Here is a 19107-nt window from a genome sequence, read left to right on the forward strand (position 1 = left end):
CGGCCCGGGCAGCGGGTCGGCAGGCTGGGCTGCATGGACGACGAGTCGCAGTCCCTCGTGCGGCGCTTCGCGGTACCCGCGGTCGCGCGCCGCCCGGATGCCGGGTCGGGCCTGATCTGGCGGCCGCTCACGGACGGGGACGTGCCCGCGCTCGCACGGCTGGTCGCGGCCATCGAGCAGGACGCCGGTGCGCCCTACCGGACGTCGGAGCAAGAGCTCGCCGAGCGTCTCGGCGCGAGCGACCTCGATGCTGAGGCGGACACGCTGGGTGGGTGGGACGCCCACGGCACGCTGCGCGCGTGGGCACTGGTGGACCAGCCCGAGGGCGACGAACGTGTCGTGCGGGCGTTCCTGTCCGGCGGCGTGCACCCGGCGTGGACGGGCCGGGGGATCGGCCGCCAGGTGCTCGTCTGGTCGCAGGACCGCGCCCGGCAGCGCATCGCGGCCGCGGCCAAGGACGCGCCAGCGCGGATCGGGGCGTTCACCGACGACACCGACGCGCGGACGGCCGCGCTCCTCGAGGCGGGCGGGATGAGACCTGTCCGGTACTACGCGGAGCTGCGTCGGCCCGTGCGTGACCCGCTGGCCGTCGTGACGGTCGACGGCGTCGAGGTGCGGGCATGGTCCGACGACATCGAGGAGGCGGCGCGTGTCGCACACAACGAGGCGTTCGCCGACCACTGGGGCAGCGAGCCTCGCACGCGGAACCAGTGGTTCGAGGGACGGTCGCAGTTCGCCGCCGGATGGAGCTTCGTGGCCGTCGACGCGGCGTCCGGGGAGATCGTCGGGTATCTGATGTCCGGACGCTACGAGCAGGACTGGGCTGTCACCGGGCACTCCTCGGGCTATGTCGAACGGCTCGGCGTGCGACGGGCGTGGCGCGGGCGCGGCGTCGCGAGCGCGCTGCTCGTCGCCGCCATGCAGGCGTACCGCCGTGACGGCGTCGAGCACGCCGAGCTCGGCGTCGACACCGACAACCCCTCCGGCGCCCACCGTCTCTACGCGGGACTCGGGTTCGGGGTGTTCCACCGGGTCACGCTGCGCAGCATCGAGCTGTGACCCGGGTCAGCCGATCGCGTGCACCGGGGCCGGCAGCGGCTGACCCGACATGTCCCGACGCTGGTCGAGCGCGGGCAGCTCGATCGCCTGCCCGCCCGAGCCGGTCGCCCACGCAGGGCCGACGCCCACCCACGCCAGGATCAGCGCGTCCTCGCCCTTGAGCAGCCGGTGCGCGCGGACCCCGCCCGTGGCACGGCCCTTGCCGGGGTAGACCTCGAACGGTGAGACCTTGGCGCTGCCTGCCTGCGTCCCGGGCAGAGCGGACGACGACCCGGCGACGGTGACGACCACCGCGTCGGCGGCACGGTCGGCAGGAACGACGCCGAACGTGACGACGCGCTGACCGGCGGCGAGCTTGATGCCCGCCATGCCGCCGGCCGCGCGGCCCTGCGGGCGGACCTGGGAGGCGGGGAAGTGCAGCAGCGACGTGTCCGAGCTGACCAGCGTCAGCTCGTCGTCCTCTGACGCCGCGGCCGCGCCCACCACCTCGTCGCCCGGCTTGAGCGCGACGACCTCCCACGTGTCGCGGTTGTTCGGCACGTCGCCCGACGCGACGCGCTTGACGACCCCCTGCGCCGTGGCCATTGCGAGCGTGGGCGCTTCGACGGCCAGCGACGCCACCGCGACGACGCGCTCACCCTTCTCGAGCGTGACGACCTCGGACACCGGCACGCCGCCCGAGAGCGAGGGCGTCCCGTCCGTCGGCGGGAGCGACGGCAGGTCGAGGACCGAGAAGCGGACCATGCGGCCGGCCGACGTCACGGCACCGAGCTCGGCCCGTGCGGTCGTCAGGACGGTGCTGACCAGCACGTCGTGCTTGGCGCGTCGCGACTCCTCGTCGCGCAGCACCGGCTCGTCGGAAGCGGTCCGCGCGAGCAGACCGGTGCCGGACAGCAGCACCCAGGTGGGGGTGTCCGCGATCTCGAGCGGCGTGGCGGCGGCGCGCGTGGACCGGCCCGCCGCGGGGGCACCGGTCACCGACGAACCGCCCGCGGAGTCGAGCAGGATCGTGCGTCGCGGTGTGCCGTACGTGGCGGCGACGTCCGCCATCTCGTCGGACACGAGCGCACGCAGCCGGGCGTCGTCTGCGAGGATCTCGCGTAGCTCCGCGATCTGCTCGGTCAGCTCGGCCTGCTCGCGCTCCAGGTCGAGGCGGGAGAACTTGGTCAGGCGCCGCAGACGCAGCTCGAGGATGTACTCGGCCTGCGCCTCCGACAGGTCGAACACCGTGCGGAGACGCGACCGGGCCGAGTCCGCGTCGTCGGAGGTGCGGATCACCTGGATGACCTCGTCGATGTCCAGGATCGCGATGAGCAGACCCTCGACGAGGTGCAGCCGCTCGAGGCGCTTGCTCAGCCGGTGCTCGGACCGCCGCCGTACCACGACGAGCCGGTGCTCGACCCACACGACTAGGAGCTCGCGCAGCCCGAGCGTGCGCGGCTGCCCCTCGACGAGCGCCACGTTGTTGATCGAGAACGAGTCCTCCAGCGGCGTGAACCGGTAGAGCTGCTCGAGGACCGCGTCGGGGTTGAACCCCGTCTTGACCTCGATGACCAGGCGCAGGCCGTGCTGGCGGTCGGTCAGGTCGACGGCCGCCGAGATCCCGGACAGCTTCTTGGTCTGCACGCCCTCCTTGATGCGCTCGATGACCTTCTCCGGGCCCACGCCGTAGGGGAGCTCGGTGACGACGATGCCCTTGCGCTTGGGCGTCACGTTCTCGACGCGCGCCGTGGCGCGGGTGCGGAACGCGCCACGGCCCGTGCGGTAGGCGTCGCGGATCCCGTCCAGGCCGACGATCTTGCCGCCGCCGGGCAGGTCGGGGCCGGGCACGAACCGCATGAGCTCGTCGAGCGTCGCGTCCGGATTGGCCACCAGGTGCCGTGCCGCGGCCACCACCTCGACGAGGTTGTGCGGGGCCATGTTGGTGGCCATGCCGACCGCGATGCCTGCCGCGCCGTTGACGAGCAGGTTCGGGATCGCCGCCGGCAGGACCTCGGGCTGCGTGAGCTTGTTGTCGTAGTTCGGGACGAAGTCGACGACGTCCTCGTCGAGCCCCGTGGTCATCGCCATCGCCGCCGGTGCCATGCGGGCCTCGGTGTAGCGGGGGGCGGCCGGGCCGTCGTCGAGCGAGCCGAAGTTGCCGTGCCCGTCGATCAGCGGCAGGCGCAGCGAGAACGGCTGCGCCAGGCGCACCATCGCGTCATAGATCGCGCTGTCGCCGTGCGGGTGCAGCTTGCCCATGACGTCGCCGACCACACGGGCCGACTTCACGTACGGACGGTCCGGGCGCAGGCCCATCTCCGACATCTGGAACAGGATGCGGCGCTGGACCGGCTTGAGGCCGTCGCGGGCGTCCGGCAGCGCACGCGAGTAGATGACCGAGTACGCGTACTCGAGGAACGAGCCCTCCATCTCGGTCGCGACGTCGATGTCGACGATCCGCTCGACGAGGTCGTCGGGCGGCAGGTCGGGGGTCGCGGGGCGACGCGCCATGCGGGGTGCTCTCCTCGGGGACAGGCGGTGGTGCGGCGACCATTGTCGCCCGACGAGCACGCCGACGGTGCCGCGGCACGCGGGTCGGTCCGCGGTCGCGCACTACCCTGGCGGTCATGGCAGACGTCAGCGACGACGCAGCGCAGCACGCCCCGGCCTATCCCGCGGCGTGGGAGGCGGACGTCGTGCTGCAGGACGGCAGCACCGCGCAGCTGCGTCCGATCCGGCCACAGGACGCCGACGCGCTGCAGGCCTTCCATGTCGCACAGTCGGAACGGTCCACCTACCTGCGCTTCTTCGCCCACCTCGAGCGGCTGCCCGCCCGGGACCTGGAGCGGCTCGTGACGGTCGACCACGTCGACCGTGTCGCGCTCGTGGCGGTCGCGACGTCGCAGGGGGGCCGTGCGGGCGACGACGAGGGCGGTGCCGAGACCGAGGCCGAGCACATCATCGGGGTGGCGCGGTACGACCGGATCGACGACGACGAGGCCGAGGTCGCCTTCAACGTCGCGGACGCCCACCAGGGGCGCGGCCTGGCGTCCGTGCTGCTCGAGCACCTCGCCGCGGCGGCGCGCGAACGGGGGGTGCGCCGGTTCGTCGCCGAGGTGCTGCCCCAGAACGGCCGCATGATCGGTGTCTTCAAGGACGCCGGCTACGCGGTCCGTCAGCAGACCGAGGACGGCGTCGTCGCCGTCGCGTTCGACATCGACCCGACGGACCGGTCGCTCGCCGTGATGGCGGACCGTGAGCACCGCGCCGAGGCGCGCTCGATGCGCGCCCTGCTCGAGGCGAGCTCGGTGGTGGTCGTCGGTCCGGGGGAGTCCGGAACCCACCTGGACCGGATGGCCTCGGCCGCCTTCGCCCACCTCGTGGCCGGCGACGAGTCCGTGCGGGTGCACGCCGTCGACGTCGTCGGCGTGCCGTGCGTGGCGTCGGTCGCCGCCGTCCCGGGGCCGCTCGACCTCGCTGTCGTCGCGGTGCCGTCCGAGCGCGCACCCGCGGTGGTGCGCGAGCTCGCGCGGCGCGGTGTGCGCACGGTGGTCCTGATGTCCGCCGGGTTCGCCGAGCTGGGACCCATCGGGCTGGCCCGGCAGCGCGAGCTGCTGCACCTCGCGCACGCCGCCGGCATGCGCATCGTCGGGCCGGCGTCCCTGGGCGTGCTCGTCGCCCGTCCGGGCGGCTGGCTCAACGCCTCCCTCGCCGCGGCGCCACCGGCCCCCGGGCGTGTCGGCCTGTTCTGCCAGTCCGCGCCGCTGGCCGTCTCGCTGCTCGCCGCCGTCTCGCGGCGCGGCCTCGGCCTGGCCGAGTTCGTCTCGGCCGGGCACCGCGCCGACGTGTCCGGCAACGACCTCATGCAGTTCTGGGCCGACGACGACGGCACCGACGTCGTCGGGCTCTACCTCGAGTCGATCGGCAACCCCCGCAAGTTCTCCCGCATCGCGCGCCGGCTCTCCCAGCTCAAGCCCGTCGTCGTCGTGACCACCGGTCGCTCCGGCCAGGTGGTCCCACCCGGGCATGCCGTCCGCCCCACGCACGCTCCGCCCCGCGCGCTCGACGAGGTGCTGCGCCAGTCCGGCGTGGTCCGCGTCGACAACACGCACCAGCTGCTCGACCTCGTCCAGGTCTTCGCCCACCAGCCGCTGCCGGTGGGACGTCGCGTCGCCATCGTCGCGAGCTCCGCCTCGGTGGCGGCGCTCGTCGCCGAGGCGGCGGCCAGCGCGGGCCTGACCGTCCCGGGCGCCGTCACGGTCCTGCCCGAGGACGCCGACGCCGACGAGGTGCGCGACCGGATCGACGCGCTCTACGACGACCCGGACTGCGACGTCGTCCTGGTCGTCGTCGTGCCGACCGTCGGTGAGCCCGATCCGGCCCTGGCCGGCGTCGTCGCGCGGGCCGCGGCGCGCACCGGGCGGACGACCGCCGCGTGCATCCTGGGTCTGCACGGCATCACGGACGTCCTGACCGCAGCCGGAGCCGACGGCAGGTCGTGGACGGTCCCCGCCTACAGCGCACCCGAGGACGCCGCACTCGCCCTCGGCCGCGCCGCCCGCTACGCCACGCGCCGCGCCGCCGACCACGGGCGCCCGCTGCAGGTCGAGGGCGTCGACACCCAGGCGGCACGCCGCATCGTCGCGCGGTGGCTCGCGGAGCACGGCAGCGACGGCCTGGTCCTGAGCCCCGCGCAGGTCGCGGAGCTCCTCGCCACCGTCGGGATCCCGGTGCTCGCCTCCTACGAGGTGCACGACGCGGACGAGGCCGTCGAGGTCGCGCGACGCATCGGGTGGCCGGTCGCCGTCAAGACGACCGTCCCCGCGCTTCGCCACCGCGCCGACCTGGGCGGGGTCCGGCTCGACCTCAGCGACGAGGCGTCGCTGCGTGCCGACGTCGCGCAGGTGCTGGCCCTGGCTGCCGGCCACGCCCCCGACGGCGACCGCGCGCCGTTGGAGGTGCAGGCGATGGCGGCGCGGGGGTCGGCGTGCGTGATCCGTTCCGTCGAGGACCCGTTGTTCGGGCCCATCGTCAGCTTCGGGCTCTCGGGAGACGCCTCCGACCTGCTCGGCGACGTGTCGTACGGCGTGCCGCCCCTGACCGACACCGACGTCGCCGAGCTGGTCCGCGCGCCGCGGGCGGCCCCGCGACTGTTCGGCTACCGCGGCCTGCCGCGCCTGGACATCGAGGCCCTCGAGGCCCTCGTCGCGCGTGTCGCCCTGCTGTGCGACGACCTGCCCGAGCTGCGCTCCCTCGAGCTCAACCCGGTGGTCGTCAGCGAGCAGGGGGTCGTCGTGCTCGGGGCGCGAGCGAGCCTCGCGCCCGCCGACCGTGCCGACGCCACGAGGCGGCTGCTGCGCGGGTGAGCGGGCACGTCCGGGGACGTCGCGCCGGAGGTCGTGCACGGAGGTGGAAGGATGGGGGTGTGCCCGCCGCATCCCCATCCCTGCGCCAGGACCTGCACCGCGCGGGTTACTACCCGGAGCTCGTCGCCGACGTGCTGGACGTCGCCCTCGCCGACGAGCAGGTCGTGGCCCACCTGGTCCACCCCGAGACGACGTTCGACGCCGCCGAGGTGCGTCGCCACGTCACCGTCCTGGTCCTGACCCCCACCCGTCTGGTCTGCGCCCACGTCGACGACCACCCCGCGGACCTCGAGCACCCTTCCGCGAGTGCGTCCGCCACCACGGAGTCGGTGCCCCTGTCCGAGCTCCGGTCCGTCGCGCTGACGCACGTGGTGGCGGAGCCGGCCAAGCACAAGCCCGGTCGCCCGGCGCTCGAGCTCACGCTCGCGATCGGGTGGGGGGCGGTGTCCCGCGTGGACCTGGAACCGGCCACCTGCGGCGACCCCGCGTGCGAGGCCGACCACGGCCTGACCGGCACCCTGGCGCCCGACGACGTCGTGGTTCGTGTGAGCACCGCGGCGGAGGGGCCCGACTCCGTGCGTGCGGCCACCGACTTCGCGCGCGTGCTCTCCGCGGCGAGCGCTCGGGCGCGATGACGACGACGAGCGCCGCGACGCCGGCCGCGCTCGCGCAGTCCGGCGAGCTGGTCCTGCCGGGTCGCGATCGGCACTGCGTCGGCTCGGTGCTCCCCGCGGTCGCGGGTGCGCTCGGGGTACCCCTGGACGGCGAGACGGCGGGACCCGCGATCCCCGCGGCGTCGCGCGTGTGCGTGGTGCTTGTCGACGGGCTCGGCTGGACGAACCTCTCCGAGCGGGCCGGCCACGCGCCGTTCCTGCGTCGCGCCCTTGCCGGTTCCGAGCCGCTGACCAGCACGTTCCCGTCGACGACCGCCACGGCCATGGGCACGTTCGGGGTCGGGCTGCCCCCCGGGTCGACGGGCATGCTGGGCTACACCGTGCGTGACCCCGGCACGGCCACGCTCGGGAACCTGGTGTCGTGGACCGGCCTGCCGCCCGCGGAGCAGTGGCAGCCCGAGCCGACGATCTTCCAGCGCCTGGTCGCGGCGGGCAGCGCCGTCACGAGCGTCGGCCCCGCGCGGTTCGCCGGGTCGGGCCTCACGCAGGCGGCGTTGCGTGGAGCCGCGTACGTCGCGGCCGAGTCGCTGCCCGCGCGTGTCGACGCGGCCGTCGCGACGCTTCGACAACCCGGGCTCGCGTACCTGTACTGGGGTGACGTCGACAAGGCCGGCCACCACCACGGGTGGGGGTCCTGGCAGTGGGGGGACGCGCTCGCGGAGCTCGACTTCGAGCTGGGGCGGCTCGCGCGGTCGCTGCCGCGCGGGACGGTCGTCGTGATCACGGCCGACCACGGCATGGTCGACGTCGACCTCGCCGCCCGCTGGGACGTCGCGCACGACGCGACGCTCGGCCGTGACGTCGCGCTCGTGGCCGGCGAGCCCCGCGCGCTCCACCTGCACCTCGACGACCAGGCCGACCCGGTGGCCGTCCGGGACCGTTGGGCGCAGGTGCTGGAGCACAACGCACTGGTCCTGACCCGGGACGACGCGATCGCCGCGGGGCTGCTCGGCACCGTCGCCGAGCGGGTCCGCCCCGTCATCGGCGACGTCGTCGTCGCGATGCGCGGACGTGCGACCGTCGTGGACTCGCGCACGCAGACGCCCGCGTCGCTCGAGCTCGTGGGCGTGCACGGTTCGCTGACCCCGTCCGAGATGCTGATTCCGTGCCTCGTCGTCGCCTGACGGGTCGTCGGGCGACGACCCGCTCGAGCAAGGGAGCCTGACCGTGGCCGAGCTCGTCTTCTTCTCCGGGACCATGGACTGCGGCAAGTCCACGCTCGCGCTGCAGATGCACCACAACCACGCGGCGCGCGGGCGTGACGGCGTCCTGTACACGCGCCAGGACCGGGCGGGGAGCGCCACGATCTCCTCCCGCCTGGGCCTGGTGCACACCGCGGCGGAGGTCGACGATGCGACGGACTTCTGGCTCGAGATCATCGGGCGTCGCACGCAGGGCAGCCCGGTCGACTACGTGATCGGCGACGAGGCGCAGTTCTACACGGCCGCGCAGGTGGAGCAGCTCGCGCGTGTGGTCGACGAGCTGGCGGTCGACGTGTTCGCGTTCGGCATCTCGACCGACTTCCGGGCGCGGCTCTTCCCGGGTGCCTCCCGCCTGGTCGAGCTGGCCGACCGCGTCGAGATCTTGCAGGTCCGCGCGCTGTGCTGGTGCGGTGCGAGGGCGACCCACAACGCCCGCACGGTCGACGGCGTCATGGTCGTGGAGGGTGCCCAGGTCGTCGTCGGGGACGTGGGGGCCGCCGCGGGAGAGGTGGCGTACGAGGTCCTGTGCCGGCGCCACCACATGCGGCGCATGACGGCCGCGACGGCGCGCGCGTCCGCCCCGAGCGCTCGTCTGCTGGGCGACGAGCTGCTCGGGTAGCCGTCCTCACTCCGGGCGGGCGCCGAACACGATCTCGTCCCAGCTCGGGACCTTGGCGCGGGCCCGCCGCGACCGGGGCCGTTCGGTCTCGTCACCCACGGCCGCCGGCGTCGCCTCGGCCTCGCCGGGCGTCGGCTGGGGCCCGGGGTCCGGCTCCGCGGCGGGCAGGGCGCTGATGTGCGTGGGCCGGATGGCGACGGGCTTGCGGGTCTGTTCGGCGGGCGTCTCGGGCGCTGACCTCTCGGCAGCGGCGGTCGCGTCGTCCGGGCGGGCGGGAGCCGGGAGCACCACGGCCTCGGCGTCGTCGTCGGCGTCCACCGGGTGCGCACCGGGCACCGACTCGTCCAGGTGCGAGAAGTCGAAGGCGTGCTGGGGTCCGAAGCCCTCGAACTCGTCCGCGTCGTCGTCGAGCTCGATCGCCTGTCGGACGCCGCGCCTGGAGCGCAGGTCGTCGAGCAGGTCGGCGGTCGCGTCGCTCTCGTCGGCAGCCGCCGGTTCCTCCACCGCGGGGACCGCCTGCGTGGAGGCCGCGACCGTCGAGTCGAAGTCGAAGACGACGTCGCGGACGGCCGCCAGGTGGCGGCGCGCGACGGGCTCGTCGGCGATCTCCGTCTCGGACAGCCAGCGTGCCTCGTCCTCGTCGGCCGCGAGCGAGCGGGCGTTGGCGTCGAAGACCCATCGTGCCTCGTGCGCTGTGCCGTCCACCGAGTAGCGCGCAAGCACGGTCCACGGACCTGCCGCCAGGCGGGCCGCGTCCCAGGACAGCGAGCCGGAGTCCACGCCGCGTGTCGCGAGGCGGTCCGTGACGAGGTCGCCGAGCGTCGGCGCGCCGGAGTCGCGGCCTATCCGGGTGGCCCTGGCCTGCTCGGCCACGTACTCGCGCTCGGCAAGGACGGGCCCCTCGTACCGGCGCACGTGCTCGACGCTCAGGCCGGACGAGTCCGCGACCTCCTGAGCGGTGGCACCCGCACGGATGCGCGCCTGGATCTCGCGCGGGCTCAGCGTCCCGGCGTTCTCGGCCCGGAGCTGTTCCAGCTGCGGGCGATCACGCCGCACCGCGGCGCGCAACGGTTCGTCGATGCGGACGCGGAACCGTCCGCCGTCGGCGCGTGCCAGGACCAGGTGCTCCCCGTCCTCGTGCAGACCGACCAGCTCGAGCTCTTCCATCCGACCTCCCAGTACCTCGGGACGAGCCTGCCATCCCGGCGTGCGGATGCGCTGCAAGCCTGCCGGTGTGCCGCGAGGGGATGCGTCACGCCTCGCGCACGTCAGGATGGGGGCATGGCAACGGATCCGGACCCGCAGCTCGTCGACGACCTGATGGAGGTGGCGCACACGGTCGCGCTCGAGGGCGGTGCGATGGTGCGCGAGGGGCGACCGTCGACGGTCGAGGTCGCCGCGACCAAGTCCAGCGCGCAGGACGTCGTGACGGCGATGGACCTCGCGGTCGAGCAGCACCTGCGCACACGGCTGGCCCGGCTGCGCCCCGACGACGCGTTCCTGGGGGAGGAGGGCGGCGCGACGGGTGGCACGAGCGGCGTGACGTGGGTGGTCGACCCCATCGACGGCACCGTGAACTACCTGTACGGCCTGCCGTCCTACTCGGTCTCGGTCGCGGCCGTGCTCGGCGAGCCCGACCCGGCTCGGTGGACGGTCGTGGCCGCGTGCGTGCACGCGCCTGCGGACGGCAGGACGTTCCGCGCGGGCGCCGGGCGTGGGGCGACGCTCGACGGGCAGCAGCTCCGGGTCCGGGCGGCGCCGTCCATGCTCGACTCGTTGGTGGGGACGGGGTTCGGCTACCGGGCGGAGCGCCGGCGCGCGCAGGGAAGAATCGTCGCGGAGCTGTTGCCCCGAGTACGTGACATTCGTCGCATCGGTTCGGCCGCCCTGGACCTGTGCACGCTCGCCGCGGGTGGCCTCGACCTGTACTACGAGCGCGGCCTGTCGCCGTGGGACCTGGCCGCCGGCCAGCTGGTCGCGACCGAGGCGGGCGCGCTGGTCAGCGGCCTGAACGGGGCGGCACCGGGAGCGGAGATGACGGTAGCGGGGCACCCGTCGCTGCAGCGCGAGCTGTGCCGTTTCCTCGAGGCGAACGACGCCGCCACGGACTTGTGAAAGAACGCGCACAAACAGGTCACGTGTCCACATTCGCACATCTGCGCGATGTGGTGCACAATCCCACCGCACGTGGGAACAAAATGCGTCTCGTACGCATTGGACACGCGTACCGAACAGACCACGCAGAAGACGGAGTGTGACGCCACACATGGCTACGGACTACGACGCCCCGCGCAAGACCGAGGAGGACCTCAGCGAGGACTCGCTGCAGGAGCTCCAGGCCCGGCGCTCCGACAAGAACTCGGGCGTGGTGGACGAGGACGAGACGGAAGCAGCCGAAGGATTCGAGCTTCCCGGCGCGGACCTCTCGGGTGAGGAGCTCTCGGTGCGGGTGCTCCCGCGTCAGGCCGACGAGTTCACGTGCTCGCACTGCTTCCTGGTGCACCACCGCAGCCAGCTCGCCTACGAGCGCGACGGCCAGCCCGTCTGCTCGGAGTGCGCTGCCTGAGCTCGCCCCACCACGTACGACCACGGCCGACGGCCCGGACACCCGGGACGTCGGCCGTCGTCGTCTGTGCGCCGTGCCCGGTCAGGCTGTGGCGAGCAGGTCAGCGCGGGCCGAGCGCCTTCGCCAGCGCGTCGGGGTGCCGGCTCGAGACGATCCAGTACGGCGTCGGGTCGGCCGGGTCGGTGACCGTGACACGGACGGCGCCTCGGACCCAGCCGCGCGTGCACAGGTAGGCGCGCGCGTCCAGACCGGTTCCGAGCTCGGTGCGCAGCTGCCCGCGGTCGAGCACGCGGGCGTCCGTCAGGAAGGTGGTCGGGATCCGCGCGGCTCCCGCGTGCAGCGTGCCGTCGCGCACCTCGACGCGCGTCGTCATGACGACGGCCAGGACCACCAGGACGACGAGGGCCACGACCGCCACCACGAGGGCGAGGACGTCGTCGATCGGCAGGGCCGCGATCCCGAGCACCAGGGCGAAGCCGACGAGGCTGATCCAGCCGACGGGACCGAACCACAGTCGTTCCGAGTAGGACAGGGTGGGTGGCGCGGCCGTCATGGGACCAGCGTCTCATCCGCGCGCCGTCGGGCCCGCACCCGGGACGTCCTTGGGGCGTCCCTGGGGCGGTGGCCCGGGCTGTAGGGTCGTGGCCCGTGATCGACGACCGCACCACCGAGGTGCTGCTGCTCCGGCTCGACCCCGACCTGGCGCCCCCCGCGTACGCCCACCCGGGCGACGCGGGCGCGGACCTGCTGGCCCGCGTGGACGTGACCATCCCGCCGCAGGGCCGGGTGACCGTTCCGACGGGCGTCGCGATCGCGCTGCCCGACGGGTTCGCGGCGTTCGTGCACCCGCGATCGGGGCTCGCGGCCAAGCACGGGCTGACCATCGTGAACGCCCCGGGCACGGTGGACGCGGGGTATCGCGGCGAGATCGCGGTGACGTTGCTGAACACCGACGTCGAGCACACCCTCGAGCTCCACCGCGGCGACCGGATCGCGCAGCTCGTCATCCAGCGCGTCGAGCGCGTGCGGTTCGTCGAGGTCGAGACCCTTCCCGGCTCGCACCGCGGGTCGGGTGGATTCGGCTCGTCCGGCGGCTGGCACGCGGCCGGGGCGCACTAGCCCGCCCGCGGGCGACTACGCTCGATGCCGAGGACGCGCACGCGCGCGTCGATACGAAGGAGTGACACGTGGCCCTGTTCCGGCGTGGCGCGAAGGACATCGCGCCCGACGACACCACCGAGACGCAGGTCGACGCGCCCGCCGACGACGACGTCGTCGACGCGCCCGCACGCGAGCGTGGCCCGTGGGACGTGAGCGAGGTCGACGACGAGGTCGCCCGCGTCGACCTGGGTGCGCTGCGCGTGCCCGGCGTCGCCGGCATGGAGCTGCGGATGGAGATCGACAAGGCCACCGACGTCGTCTCCGCGGCGAGCGTGAGCGTGGACGGCTCCTCGATGCAGCTGCAGGCGTACGCGGCGCCGCGGACCGACGGCATCTGGGACGAGATCCGCGAGGAGATCGCAGCCTCCGTCGTCCAGCAGGGCGGCTCGGCCGACGACCTGCCCGGGCCGTTCGGGCGCGAGCTGCTCGCGCGGCTCCCCGTCCGGACGGCCGAAGGGCGCACCGGTCACCGCCCGGCGCGGTTCCTCGGCGTCGACGGACCGCGCTGGTTCGTCCGGGCCGTCGTGACGGGCAAGGCGGCCGTCGAGCCCGGTGCCGCGGCCGTCCTGGAGCAGGTGTTCGCGGGCGTCGTCGTGGTGCGGGGGACCGAGGCGCACGCGCCGCGCGACCTGCTGGCGCTGACCCTGCCGGGAAGCGTGTCCGCGCCCGAGGCGACCGCGGCCGAGCCGGAGCAGGAGTCGTCGAACGACGACGCCGGCTTCAACCCGCTCGAGCGCGGACCGGAGATCACGGAGATCCGATGAGCCTCACCGACCGCCTGCGCACCCTGGCCGCCTCCCGCGCGGAGATCGAGGCCACCGAGGAGCGCGCCGAGGCCGTGCGCGCGGTCGGCTGTACCCCGGTCGACCAGCTCCCCGTCCGTTCGCGTGCGCGCGTCTCCGGCGTGGTCCGCTCCGTGACGTTCCGTCCGCGCGACGGTGTGCCAGCCCTCGAGGCCGAGCTGTACGACGGCAGCGGCACGCTGGTGCTGGTGTGGCTGGGCCGGCGTGAGATCGGAGGCATCGTCCCCGGTCGGAGGCTCAAGGCCGAGGGGCTCGTGTGCATGGTCGACGGCCGTCGGACGGTCTTCAACCCCGGCTACGAGCTCAAGCCGCGGCCGGGTGAGTGACGTGACGGGCCGTCTCCCCGACGAGCGGCCGGAGGGGCCGGTCGACGCGATCGACGACGTGGTGCAGCCCGAGGAGGGTGGCCTGCGCGGGCTCAAGGCTCTGACTGCCGAGGAGTTCTCGGCGCGGGACGCGGTCGGCGGTGTGCGGGGGGTCGTCGAGTCGGTCGCCCCGGGCCTGCTGTTCGTGATCGTGTACCTGGCGACCGGGCAGGAGCTCAAGCCGGCCCTGATCGCCGCCGCGGGCGCGGCGGTGCTTGCGGTCCTGGCGCGCCTGGTCCAGGGCACTCCGGTGACGCAGGCGTTCTCCGGGCTGCTCGGCGTCGGCATCGGCGTGGTCTGGGCGTGGCGCACCGGCGACGCGTCGGACTACTTCGCCTACGGGCTGTGGGTCAACGGCGTCTACCTCGTCGGCACGCTCGTGAGCGTCCTGGTCGGCTGGCCGTTGGTCGGTCTGGTGATGGGGCTGTTCGCCAAGGGCGGGCCGCTGTCCGGGGGGTCCTGGTCCGCCGCTGTGGCGTGGCGTGGCGACCCTGCGCTGCGACGCAGGTACGCGCTCGCGACGTGGCCGTGGGTCGCGATGTTCGCCGTCCGGCTGGCCGTGCAGGTGCCGCTGTACTACTCCGACGACATCGGGTGGCTCGGGACCGCCAAGCTCGCGATGGGTCTGCCGCTGACGGCGCTCGCGCTGTGGATCAGCTGGATGCTGGTTCGCGGCTCGCGTCCAGCCCCCGCCTGAGCACCTGCTCCAGGGCGGCCTCGTCGGCGTCGCGCCCCATCACGAACAGCAGCTCGTCACGCCCCTCGAGGGTGTCGTCGGCGCTCGGTGCGATCGGGCGCGCGTCGCGGACGATGCAGGCGAGCACCGTGTCGTCGGGCCACGCGATCTGACCCACGCGCACGCCGGCCAGCGGGGACCCGTCGGGGAGCGTGAGCTCGAGGATCCCGGCCCGCGACTGGTGGAACGTGAAGATCCGGACGAGGTCGCCCACGGAGACGGCCTCCTCGACCATCGCCGTCATGATGCGCGGGGTCGAGACCGCGACGTCCACGCCCCACGCCTCGTCGAACATCCACTCGTTCTTGGGGTTGTTGACGCGGGCGACCGTGCGGGGCACGCCGAACTCCGTCTTGGCGAGCAGCGAGATGACCAGGTTCGCCTTGTCGTCGCCCGTCGCCGCGACCATGACGTCGCACTCGTCGGCACGAGCCTCGCGCAGGATCGGCAGCTCGCACGCGTCCGCCAGCAGCCAGTCCGCGTCGGCCACCTGTGCGATGCGCATCGCCGTGGGCTGGCGGTCGATGATCGTGACCTCGTGGTCGTGCGCGAGCAGCTCGCGGGCGATGGAGCGGCCGACGGAGCCTGCTCCTGCGATGACGACCCTCACTCGGACACCTCCGGTGCGCGCGCGAGCACGCGTTCGACGTGGGCGAGCTGGTCCACCAGGACCAGCACGTGGACGGTGTCGTTCTCCTGCAGCACCGACTCGGCACCGGGCAGGATGCCGTCACCGAACCGCGTCAGGTAGGCGACGCGGGCGCTGCTGGCGTCCTCCAGCGCGCGCAGGGGGCGGCCGATCCACCCCTCGTGGACGTCGATCTGGACCAGCTTGACCTGGCCCGACGAGTCGACGAACTCGCTGGTCGAACCGAGTGGCAGCAGGCGTCGCAGGACCTGCAGCGCGGTCCAGCGCACGGTCGCCACCGTGGGGATGCCCAGGCGCTGGTAGATCTCGGCGCGGTGCGGGTCGTAGATGCGTGCCACGACGTTCTCGATGCCGTACGTCTCGCGCGCCACCCGAGCGGCCAGGATGTTGGAGTTGTCGCCGTCGGCGACCGCCGCGAACCCGAACGCGTCGTCGATGCCCGCTTTGCTCAGCGTGTCCCGGTCGAACCCCAGACCCGTGACCTTGTTCCCGCCGAAGTCGGGCGGGAGGCGCCGGAAGGCGTCCGGGTTCTGGTCGATCACGGCCACCGAGTGGCCGTGCTCCTCGAGGTTCTGCGCGAGGGAAGCCCCGACGCGGCCGCAGCCCATGATGACGAAGTGCACAGCCGGTCACGCTATCCCACCGGACGCCGGTGCGTGCAGCCGGCCGTCCGGGCCTACGATCACACTCGTGTCGGACCTCTCGGATGCCGCCAAGCGCTTGCTGATCGGACGGCCGGTCCGCAGCGAGAACGCCGGCCACTCGTTGCTGCCCAAGCGCATCGCGCTGCCCGTGTTCGCGTCGGACGCGCTCTCGTCCGTGGCGTACGCGCCGGACGAGATCCTGCTCACGCTCTCGATGGCGGGCCTCAGTGCGCTCGTGATCTCCCCGTGGGTCGGTCTCGCCGTCGCACTCGTGATGATCACCGTGGTGGCCTCCTACCGCCAGAACGTGCGTGCGTACCCCTCGGGTGGTGGCGACTACGAGGTCGCGACGGTCAACCTCGGCCCGACGGCTGGTGTGACGGTCGCGAGCGCGCTGCTCGTCGACTACGTCCTGACGGTGGCCGTCTCCATCTCCTCGGGGGCGCAGTACGCGGCGACAGCCTTCCCGGCCCTGCGGGGGCACGAGGCGGCGTTCGCCGTCGGCCTTGTGATCCTGCTGACCGTCGCCAACCTCCGTGGCGTGAAGGAGTCGGGCTCGGCCTTCGCGATCCCCGTCTACCTGTTCATGTTCGCCATCGGCCTCATCGCCGTGTTCGGTGCCGTGCGCTACGCGACGGGCAACCTGCCGATGGCCGAGAGCTCCGACCTCGACATCGTGGCGGAGCCCGCGTACAGCCAGGGCCTGGTGGGACTCGCTGGCTTCTTCCTGATCCTGCGGGCCTTCGCCTCCGGCTGTGCTGCGCTGACGGGCGTCGAGGCCATCAGCAACGGGGTCCCGGCGTTCCGCAAGCCGAAGTCGAAGAACGCCGCGACCACGCTCGCCCTTCTGGGCGGCATCTCCATCACCATGATCCTGGCGATCCTGTTCCTCGGCCGGGCGACAGGGATCCGGTTCGCGGACGACCCCGCCACCCAGCTGCTGCGCGACGGCGTCCCCGTGGGGGACACGTACGTCCAGCACCCCGTGATCAGCCAGCTCTCGTCGGCGGTCTTCGAGGGCGTCCCCGCACTGTCCGTCCTGGTGGCCGTGGTGACCGGCCTGATCCTGGTTCTCGCCGCCAACACCGCGTTCAACGGCTTCCCGGTGCTCGGCTCGATCCTGGCCCGTGACGGCTACCTGCCGCGCCAGCTCCACACGCGCGGCGACCGGCTGGCGTACTCCAACGGCATCGTGACGCTCGCTGCGGTGGCGATCGTGCTGATCTGGGCGTTCGACGCCGAGGTCACGCGCCTGATCCAGCTCTACATCGTCGGCGTGTTCGTCTCGTTCACCCTCAGCCAGCTCGGCATGGTGCGGCACTGGACGAGAGAGCTGCGGACCGAGACTGAGTCGGGCCGCCGGTCGCAGATGCTGCGTGCCCGCGTCGTGAACTCGATCGGGTTCGTCATGACGGGGACCGTGCTGATCGTCGTCCTGCTGACCAAGTTCACGCACGGCGCCTACATCGCGATCATCGCGATGATCGTGGTCTTCGTGATCATGCGAGCCATCCACAAGCACTACGAGACGGTCCGCAAGGAGCTCGCGCTGGGCGTGGACGCGGAGGCGGCGCGCGCGCTGCCCAGCCGTGTGCACGCCATCGTGCTCGTCTCGCACCTGCACCGCCCGACGATGCGCGCGCTCGCGTACGCCCGCGCGTCGCGACCCAGCGTGCTGGAGGCGGTGACCGTGGGCGTCGACCCGGACGACGTCGCCGACCTGCGCACCCAGTGGGACGCGATGGACCTCCCGGTCCCGCTGCGGATCCTCGACTCCCCGTTCCGGGAGATCACGCGTCCCGTGCTCACCTACGTCCGCTCGATCCGCCGGGAGAGCCCGCGCGACCTGGTGGTCGTCTACATCCCCGAGTACGTGGTGGGGCACTGGTGGGAGCAGCTGCTGCACAACCAGAGCGCGCTCCGGCTCAAGGGACGTCTGCTGTTCACACCCGGCGTCGTCGTGGCGTCCGTGCCGTGGCAGTTGTCGTCGACCGAGGGGCAGACGGGCCTCGAGGACCCCGTGCGAGGACCGGTGAAGCGTGGCTTCTGACATGTCCCAGCTCGTAGAGCTCGAGATCGGCCCGATCGCCCACGGCGGTCACTGCGTGGCGCGGTACGAGGGCCGCGTCGTCTTCGTGAGGCACACGCTGCCGGGGGAGCGCGTGCTCGCGCGGTTGACGGACGCGGCACCCGACGCGAAGTTCTGGCGGGCGGACGCGGTCGAGGTGCTGGACGCGTCGCCCGACCGCGTGCCGTCCGCGTGGCCGCAGGCCGGACCCGGCGGCGTCGGCGGGGGAGAGCTCGCGCACGTCGCGCTGCCCGCGCAGCGGGCGTGGAAGACGGCCGTGCTCGACGAGCAGCTGCGCCGGCTGGCGAAGCTGGACCTGGACGTCGCCGTGCTCGGCGCACCCGGCGACGACGAGCGGGGCGGGCTGGGCTGGCGCACGCGGATCGACCTGGTGGCGGACGCCGAGGGCCGTGCCGGCATGCGCGGTCACCGCTCGCACGAGGTGCACGCCATGGAGTCGATGCCGCTCGCGTCACCCGCCATCGAGAACCTGGACCTGTTCGGCCGGCGGTGGCCGGCCGGTACGCACATCGAGGCGATCGCCCCAGCGGGTGGGGACGACCCGATCGTGCTGCTCGACGGCGTGCCCTACGACGTGCGCCGCAGTCGCGTCGACCCGCGCCCGAACGCCCGCACGTCGGTGCGTGAGCGCGTCGGGGACCGCGTCTACCGGGTCGCCGCGGCCGGGTTCTGGCAGGTCCACCGCGAGGCGCCCGGTGTGCTCGTCGACGCCGTCCTGGCCGGCGTGGGCGACGTCGACGGTGCGGCCGTGCTGGACCTCTACTCGGGCGCGGGCCTGTTCACGGCACCGCTGGCCGACGCGGTGGGCGATTCGGGCGAGGTCGTGTCGGTCGAGGGTGACGAGCGCGCGGTCAAGGACGCGCGCCGCAATCTGCACGACCGCTCGAACGTCGAGCTGCACGCCGGGGACGTGGCCCGCGTCCTGACCGGCCGCGACGACGCGGACTCCGACGTGGTGCACGCCGACGTCGTGGTGCTGGACCCGCCCCGGACGGGTGCCGGGCGCGCGGTCGTGGACGGGATCCTGGACCTGCGGCCCGAGCGCGTGGTGTACGTCGCGTGCGACCCGGCCGCGCTCGCGCGCGACCTGGCGACGTTCGGCGCCGGCGGCTACTCCGTGGCCTCCCTCGTCGGGCACGACCTGTTCCCGATGACCCACCACCTCGAGGCCGTCGCGGTCCTGACGCGCTGA

18 protein-coding genes are annotated in these 19107 nt (G+C 73.4%); 13 read left to right on the forward strand and 5 right to left on the reverse strand.

The features are described from left to right. Nucleotides 1-33 precede the first annotated feature (33 nt). Nucleotides 34-1059, forward strand: a complete 1026-nt coding sequence (locus IC607_RS06380; RefSeq protein WP_191786225.1) for a GNAT family N-acetyltransferase — start codon at nt 34-36, stop codon at nt 1057-1059. A 6-nt stretch (nt 1060-1065) separates the two neighbouring features. On the opposite strand, the gene IC607_RS06385 is transcribed toward IC607_RS06380, so the two are convergent. Next, nucleotides 1066-3552, reverse strand: a complete 2487-nt coding sequence (locus tag IC607_RS06385; RefSeq protein WP_191786226.1) for a DNA topoisomerase (ATP-hydrolyzing) subunit A — start codon at nt 3550-3552, stop codon at nt 1066-1068. 116 nt (nt 3553-3668) lie between these two features. Here IC607_RS06385 and IC607_RS06390 point away from each other — a divergent pair, with 116 nt between their 5' ends. The 4 genes from IC607_RS06390 to IC607_RS06405 are packed head-to-tail and all read left to right on the forward strand — an operon-like array spanning nt 3669 to nt 8902. After that, on the forward strand, nt 3669-6407 hold the full coding sequence (locus tag IC607_RS06390) for a GNAT family N-acetyltransferase (RefSeq protein ID WP_191786227.1): 2739 nt from the start codon (nt 3669-3671) through the stop codon (nt 6405-6407). Nucleotides 6408-6466: 59 nt separating this feature from the next. Continuing rightward, the gene (locus IC607_RS06395; protein ID WP_191786228.1) at nt 6467-7042 is read left to right on the forward strand and encodes a DUF5998 family protein; all 576 of its coding nucleotides are present in this window, start codon (nt 6467-6469) and stop codon (nt 7040-7042) included. After that, entirely contained in the window at nt 7039-8205 is a 1167-nt protein-coding gene (locus IC607_RS06400; protein ID WP_191786230.1) for an alkaline phosphatase family protein, read from the forward strand. Before IC607_RS06395 ends, IC607_RS06400 begins: the two co-directional genes overlap by 4 nt. Nucleotides 8206-8248: 43 nt before the next feature. After that, nucleotides 8249-8902, forward strand: coding sequence for a thymidine kinase (locus tag IC607_RS06405; RefSeq protein WP_191786232.1), 654 nt, complete (start codon nt 8249-8251; stop codon nt 8900-8902). A gap of 6 nt (nt 8903-8908) precedes the next feature. On the opposite strand, the gene sepH is transcribed toward IC607_RS06405, so the two are convergent. Beyond that, nucleotides 8909-10069, reverse strand: coding sequence for a septation protein SepH (gene sepH / locus IC607_RS06410; RefSeq protein WP_191786234.1), 1161 nt, complete (start codon nt 10067-10069; stop codon nt 8909-8911). 114 nt (nt 10070-10183) lie between these two features. Between sepH and IC607_RS06415 the strand changes: the two genes are divergently transcribed. Beyond that, on the forward strand, nt 10184-11017 hold the full coding sequence (locus IC607_RS06415) for an inositol monophosphatase family protein (RefSeq protein WP_191786235.1): 834 nt from the start codon (nt 10184-10186) through the stop codon (nt 11015-11017). A 151-nt stretch (nt 11018-11168) separates the two neighbouring features. Next, nucleotides 11169-11468, forward strand: a complete 300-nt coding sequence (locus tag IC607_RS06420) for a DUF4193 domain-containing protein (RefSeq protein ID WP_191786237.1) — start codon at nt 11169-11171, stop codon at nt 11466-11468. 100 nt (nt 11469-11568) lie between these two features. Here IC607_RS06420 and IC607_RS06425 read toward each other — a convergent pair whose 3' ends face one another. Next, nucleotides 11569-12021: a DUF3093 domain-containing protein gene (locus IC607_RS06425; protein ID WP_191786239.1), complete on the reverse strand. Its 453-nt coding sequence runs from the start codon at nt 12019-12021 to the stop codon at nt 11569-11571. A 95-nt stretch (nt 12022-12116) separates the two neighbouring features. Between IC607_RS06425 and dut the strand changes: the two genes are divergently transcribed. The 4 genes from dut (at nt 12117) to IC607_RS06445 (ending at nt 14494) form a co-directional block, all read left to right on the forward strand. Then, nucleotides 12117-12587: a dUTP diphosphatase gene (gene dut, locus IC607_RS06430; protein ID WP_370526049.1), complete on the forward strand. Its 471-nt coding sequence runs from the start codon at nt 12117-12119 to the stop codon at nt 12585-12587. Nucleotides 12588-12655: 68 nt separating this feature from the next. Beyond that, a complete protein-coding gene (locus IC607_RS06435) occupies nt 12656-13393 on the forward strand; it encodes a DUF3710 domain-containing protein (protein ID WP_191786241.1) in 738 nt (245 codons plus the stop codon). Next, complete coding sequence (locus tag IC607_RS06440) at nt 13390-13758, forward strand: OB-fold nucleic acid binding domain-containing protein (RefSeq protein WP_191786243.1); 369 nt, start codon at nt 13390-13392, stop codon at nt 13756-13758. Before IC607_RS06435 ends, IC607_RS06440 begins: the two co-directional genes overlap by 4 nt. Beyond that, nucleotides 13751-14494, forward strand: a complete 744-nt coding sequence (locus tag IC607_RS06445) for a DUF3159 domain-containing protein (RefSeq protein WP_370526050.1) — start codon at nt 13751-13753, stop codon at nt 14492-14494. The genes IC607_RS06440 and IC607_RS06445 overlap by 8 nt, the downstream gene beginning before the upstream one ends. On the opposite strand, the gene IC607_RS06450 is transcribed toward IC607_RS06445, so the two are convergent. After that, the gene (locus IC607_RS06450; RefSeq protein WP_191786245.1) at nt 14451-15143 is read right to left on the reverse strand and encodes an NAD-binding protein; all 693 of its coding nucleotides are present in this window, start codon (nt 15141-15143) and stop codon (nt 14451-14453) included. The genes IC607_RS06445 and IC607_RS06450 overlap by 44 nt on opposite strands. Then, nucleotides 15140-15790: a TrkA family potassium uptake protein gene (locus IC607_RS06455; protein WP_191787035.1), complete on the reverse strand. Its 651-nt coding sequence runs from the start codon at nt 15788-15790 to the stop codon at nt 15140-15142. The genes IC607_RS06450 and IC607_RS06455 overlap by 4 nt, the downstream gene beginning before the upstream one ends. A gap of 82 nt (nt 15791-15872) precedes the next feature. On the opposite strand from IC607_RS06455, the gene IC607_RS06460 reads away from it, so the two are divergent. Further along, entirely contained in the window at nt 15873-17876 is a 2004-nt protein-coding gene (locus tag IC607_RS06460; protein ID WP_191786248.1) for an APC family permease, read from the forward strand. A gap of 1 nt (nt 17877) precedes the next feature. Continuing rightward, nucleotides 17878-19107: a class I SAM-dependent RNA methyltransferase gene (locus IC607_RS06465; RefSeq protein WP_191786249.1), complete on the forward strand. Its 1230-nt coding sequence runs from the start codon at nt 17878-17880 to the stop codon at nt 19105-19107.

The sequence above is a fragment of the Cellulomonas sp. JH27-2 genome, from assembly GCF_014837175.1.
In the GTDB taxonomy this organism is placed as follows: domain Bacteria; phylum Actinomycetota; class Actinomycetes; order Actinomycetales; family Cellulomonadaceae; genus Cellulomonas.

What these genes read in the sequence shown, in the direction of transcription:
- IC607_RS06385 (WP_191786226.1), bottom strand. Translation starts at nt 3,552, where the DNA reads ATGGCGCGTCGCCCCGCGACCCCCGACCTGCCGCCCGACGACCTCGTC.
- IC607_RS06390 (WP_191786227.1), top strand. Translation starts at nt 3,669, where the DNA reads ATGGCAGACGTCAGCGACGACGCAGCGCAGCACGCCCCGGCCTATCCC.
- IC607_RS06425 (WP_191786239.1), bottom strand. Translation starts at nt 12,021, where the DNA reads ATGACGGCCGCGCCACCCACCCTGTCCTACTCGGAACGACTGTGGTTC.
- sepH (WP_191786234.1), bottom strand. Translation starts at nt 10,069, where the DNA reads ATGGAAGAGCTCGAGCTGGTCGGTCTGCACGAGGACGGGGAGCACCTG.
- IC607_RS06420 (WP_191786237.1), top strand. Translation starts at nt 11,169, where the DNA reads ATGGCTACGGACTACGACGCCCCGCGCAAGACCGAGGAGGACCTCAGC.
- IC607_RS06400 (WP_191786230.1), top strand. Translation starts at nt 7,039, where the DNA reads ATGACGACGACGAGCGCCGCGACGCCGGCCGCGCTCGCGCAGTCCGGC.
- IC607_RS06440 (WP_191786243.1), top strand. Translation starts at nt 13,390, where the DNA reads ATGAGCCTCACCGACCGCCTGCGCACCCTGGCCGCCTCCCGCGCGGAG.
- IC607_RS06415 (WP_191786235.1), top strand. Translation starts at nt 10,184, where the DNA reads ATGGCAACGGATCCGGACCCGCAGCTCGTCGACGACCTGATGGAGGTG.
- IC607_RS06465 (WP_191786249.1), top strand. Translation starts at nt 17,878, where the DNA reads ATGTCCCAGCTCGTAGAGCTCGAGATCGGCCCGATCGCCCACGGCGGT.
- IC607_RS06455 (WP_191787035.1), bottom strand. Translation starts at nt 15,790, where the DNA reads ATGGGCTGCGGCCGCGTCGGGGCTTCCCTCGCGCAGAACCTCGAGGAG.
- IC607_RS06380 (WP_191786225.1), top strand. Translation starts at nt 34, where the DNA reads ATGGACGACGAGTCGCAGTCCCTCGTGCGGCGCTTCGCGGTACCCGCG.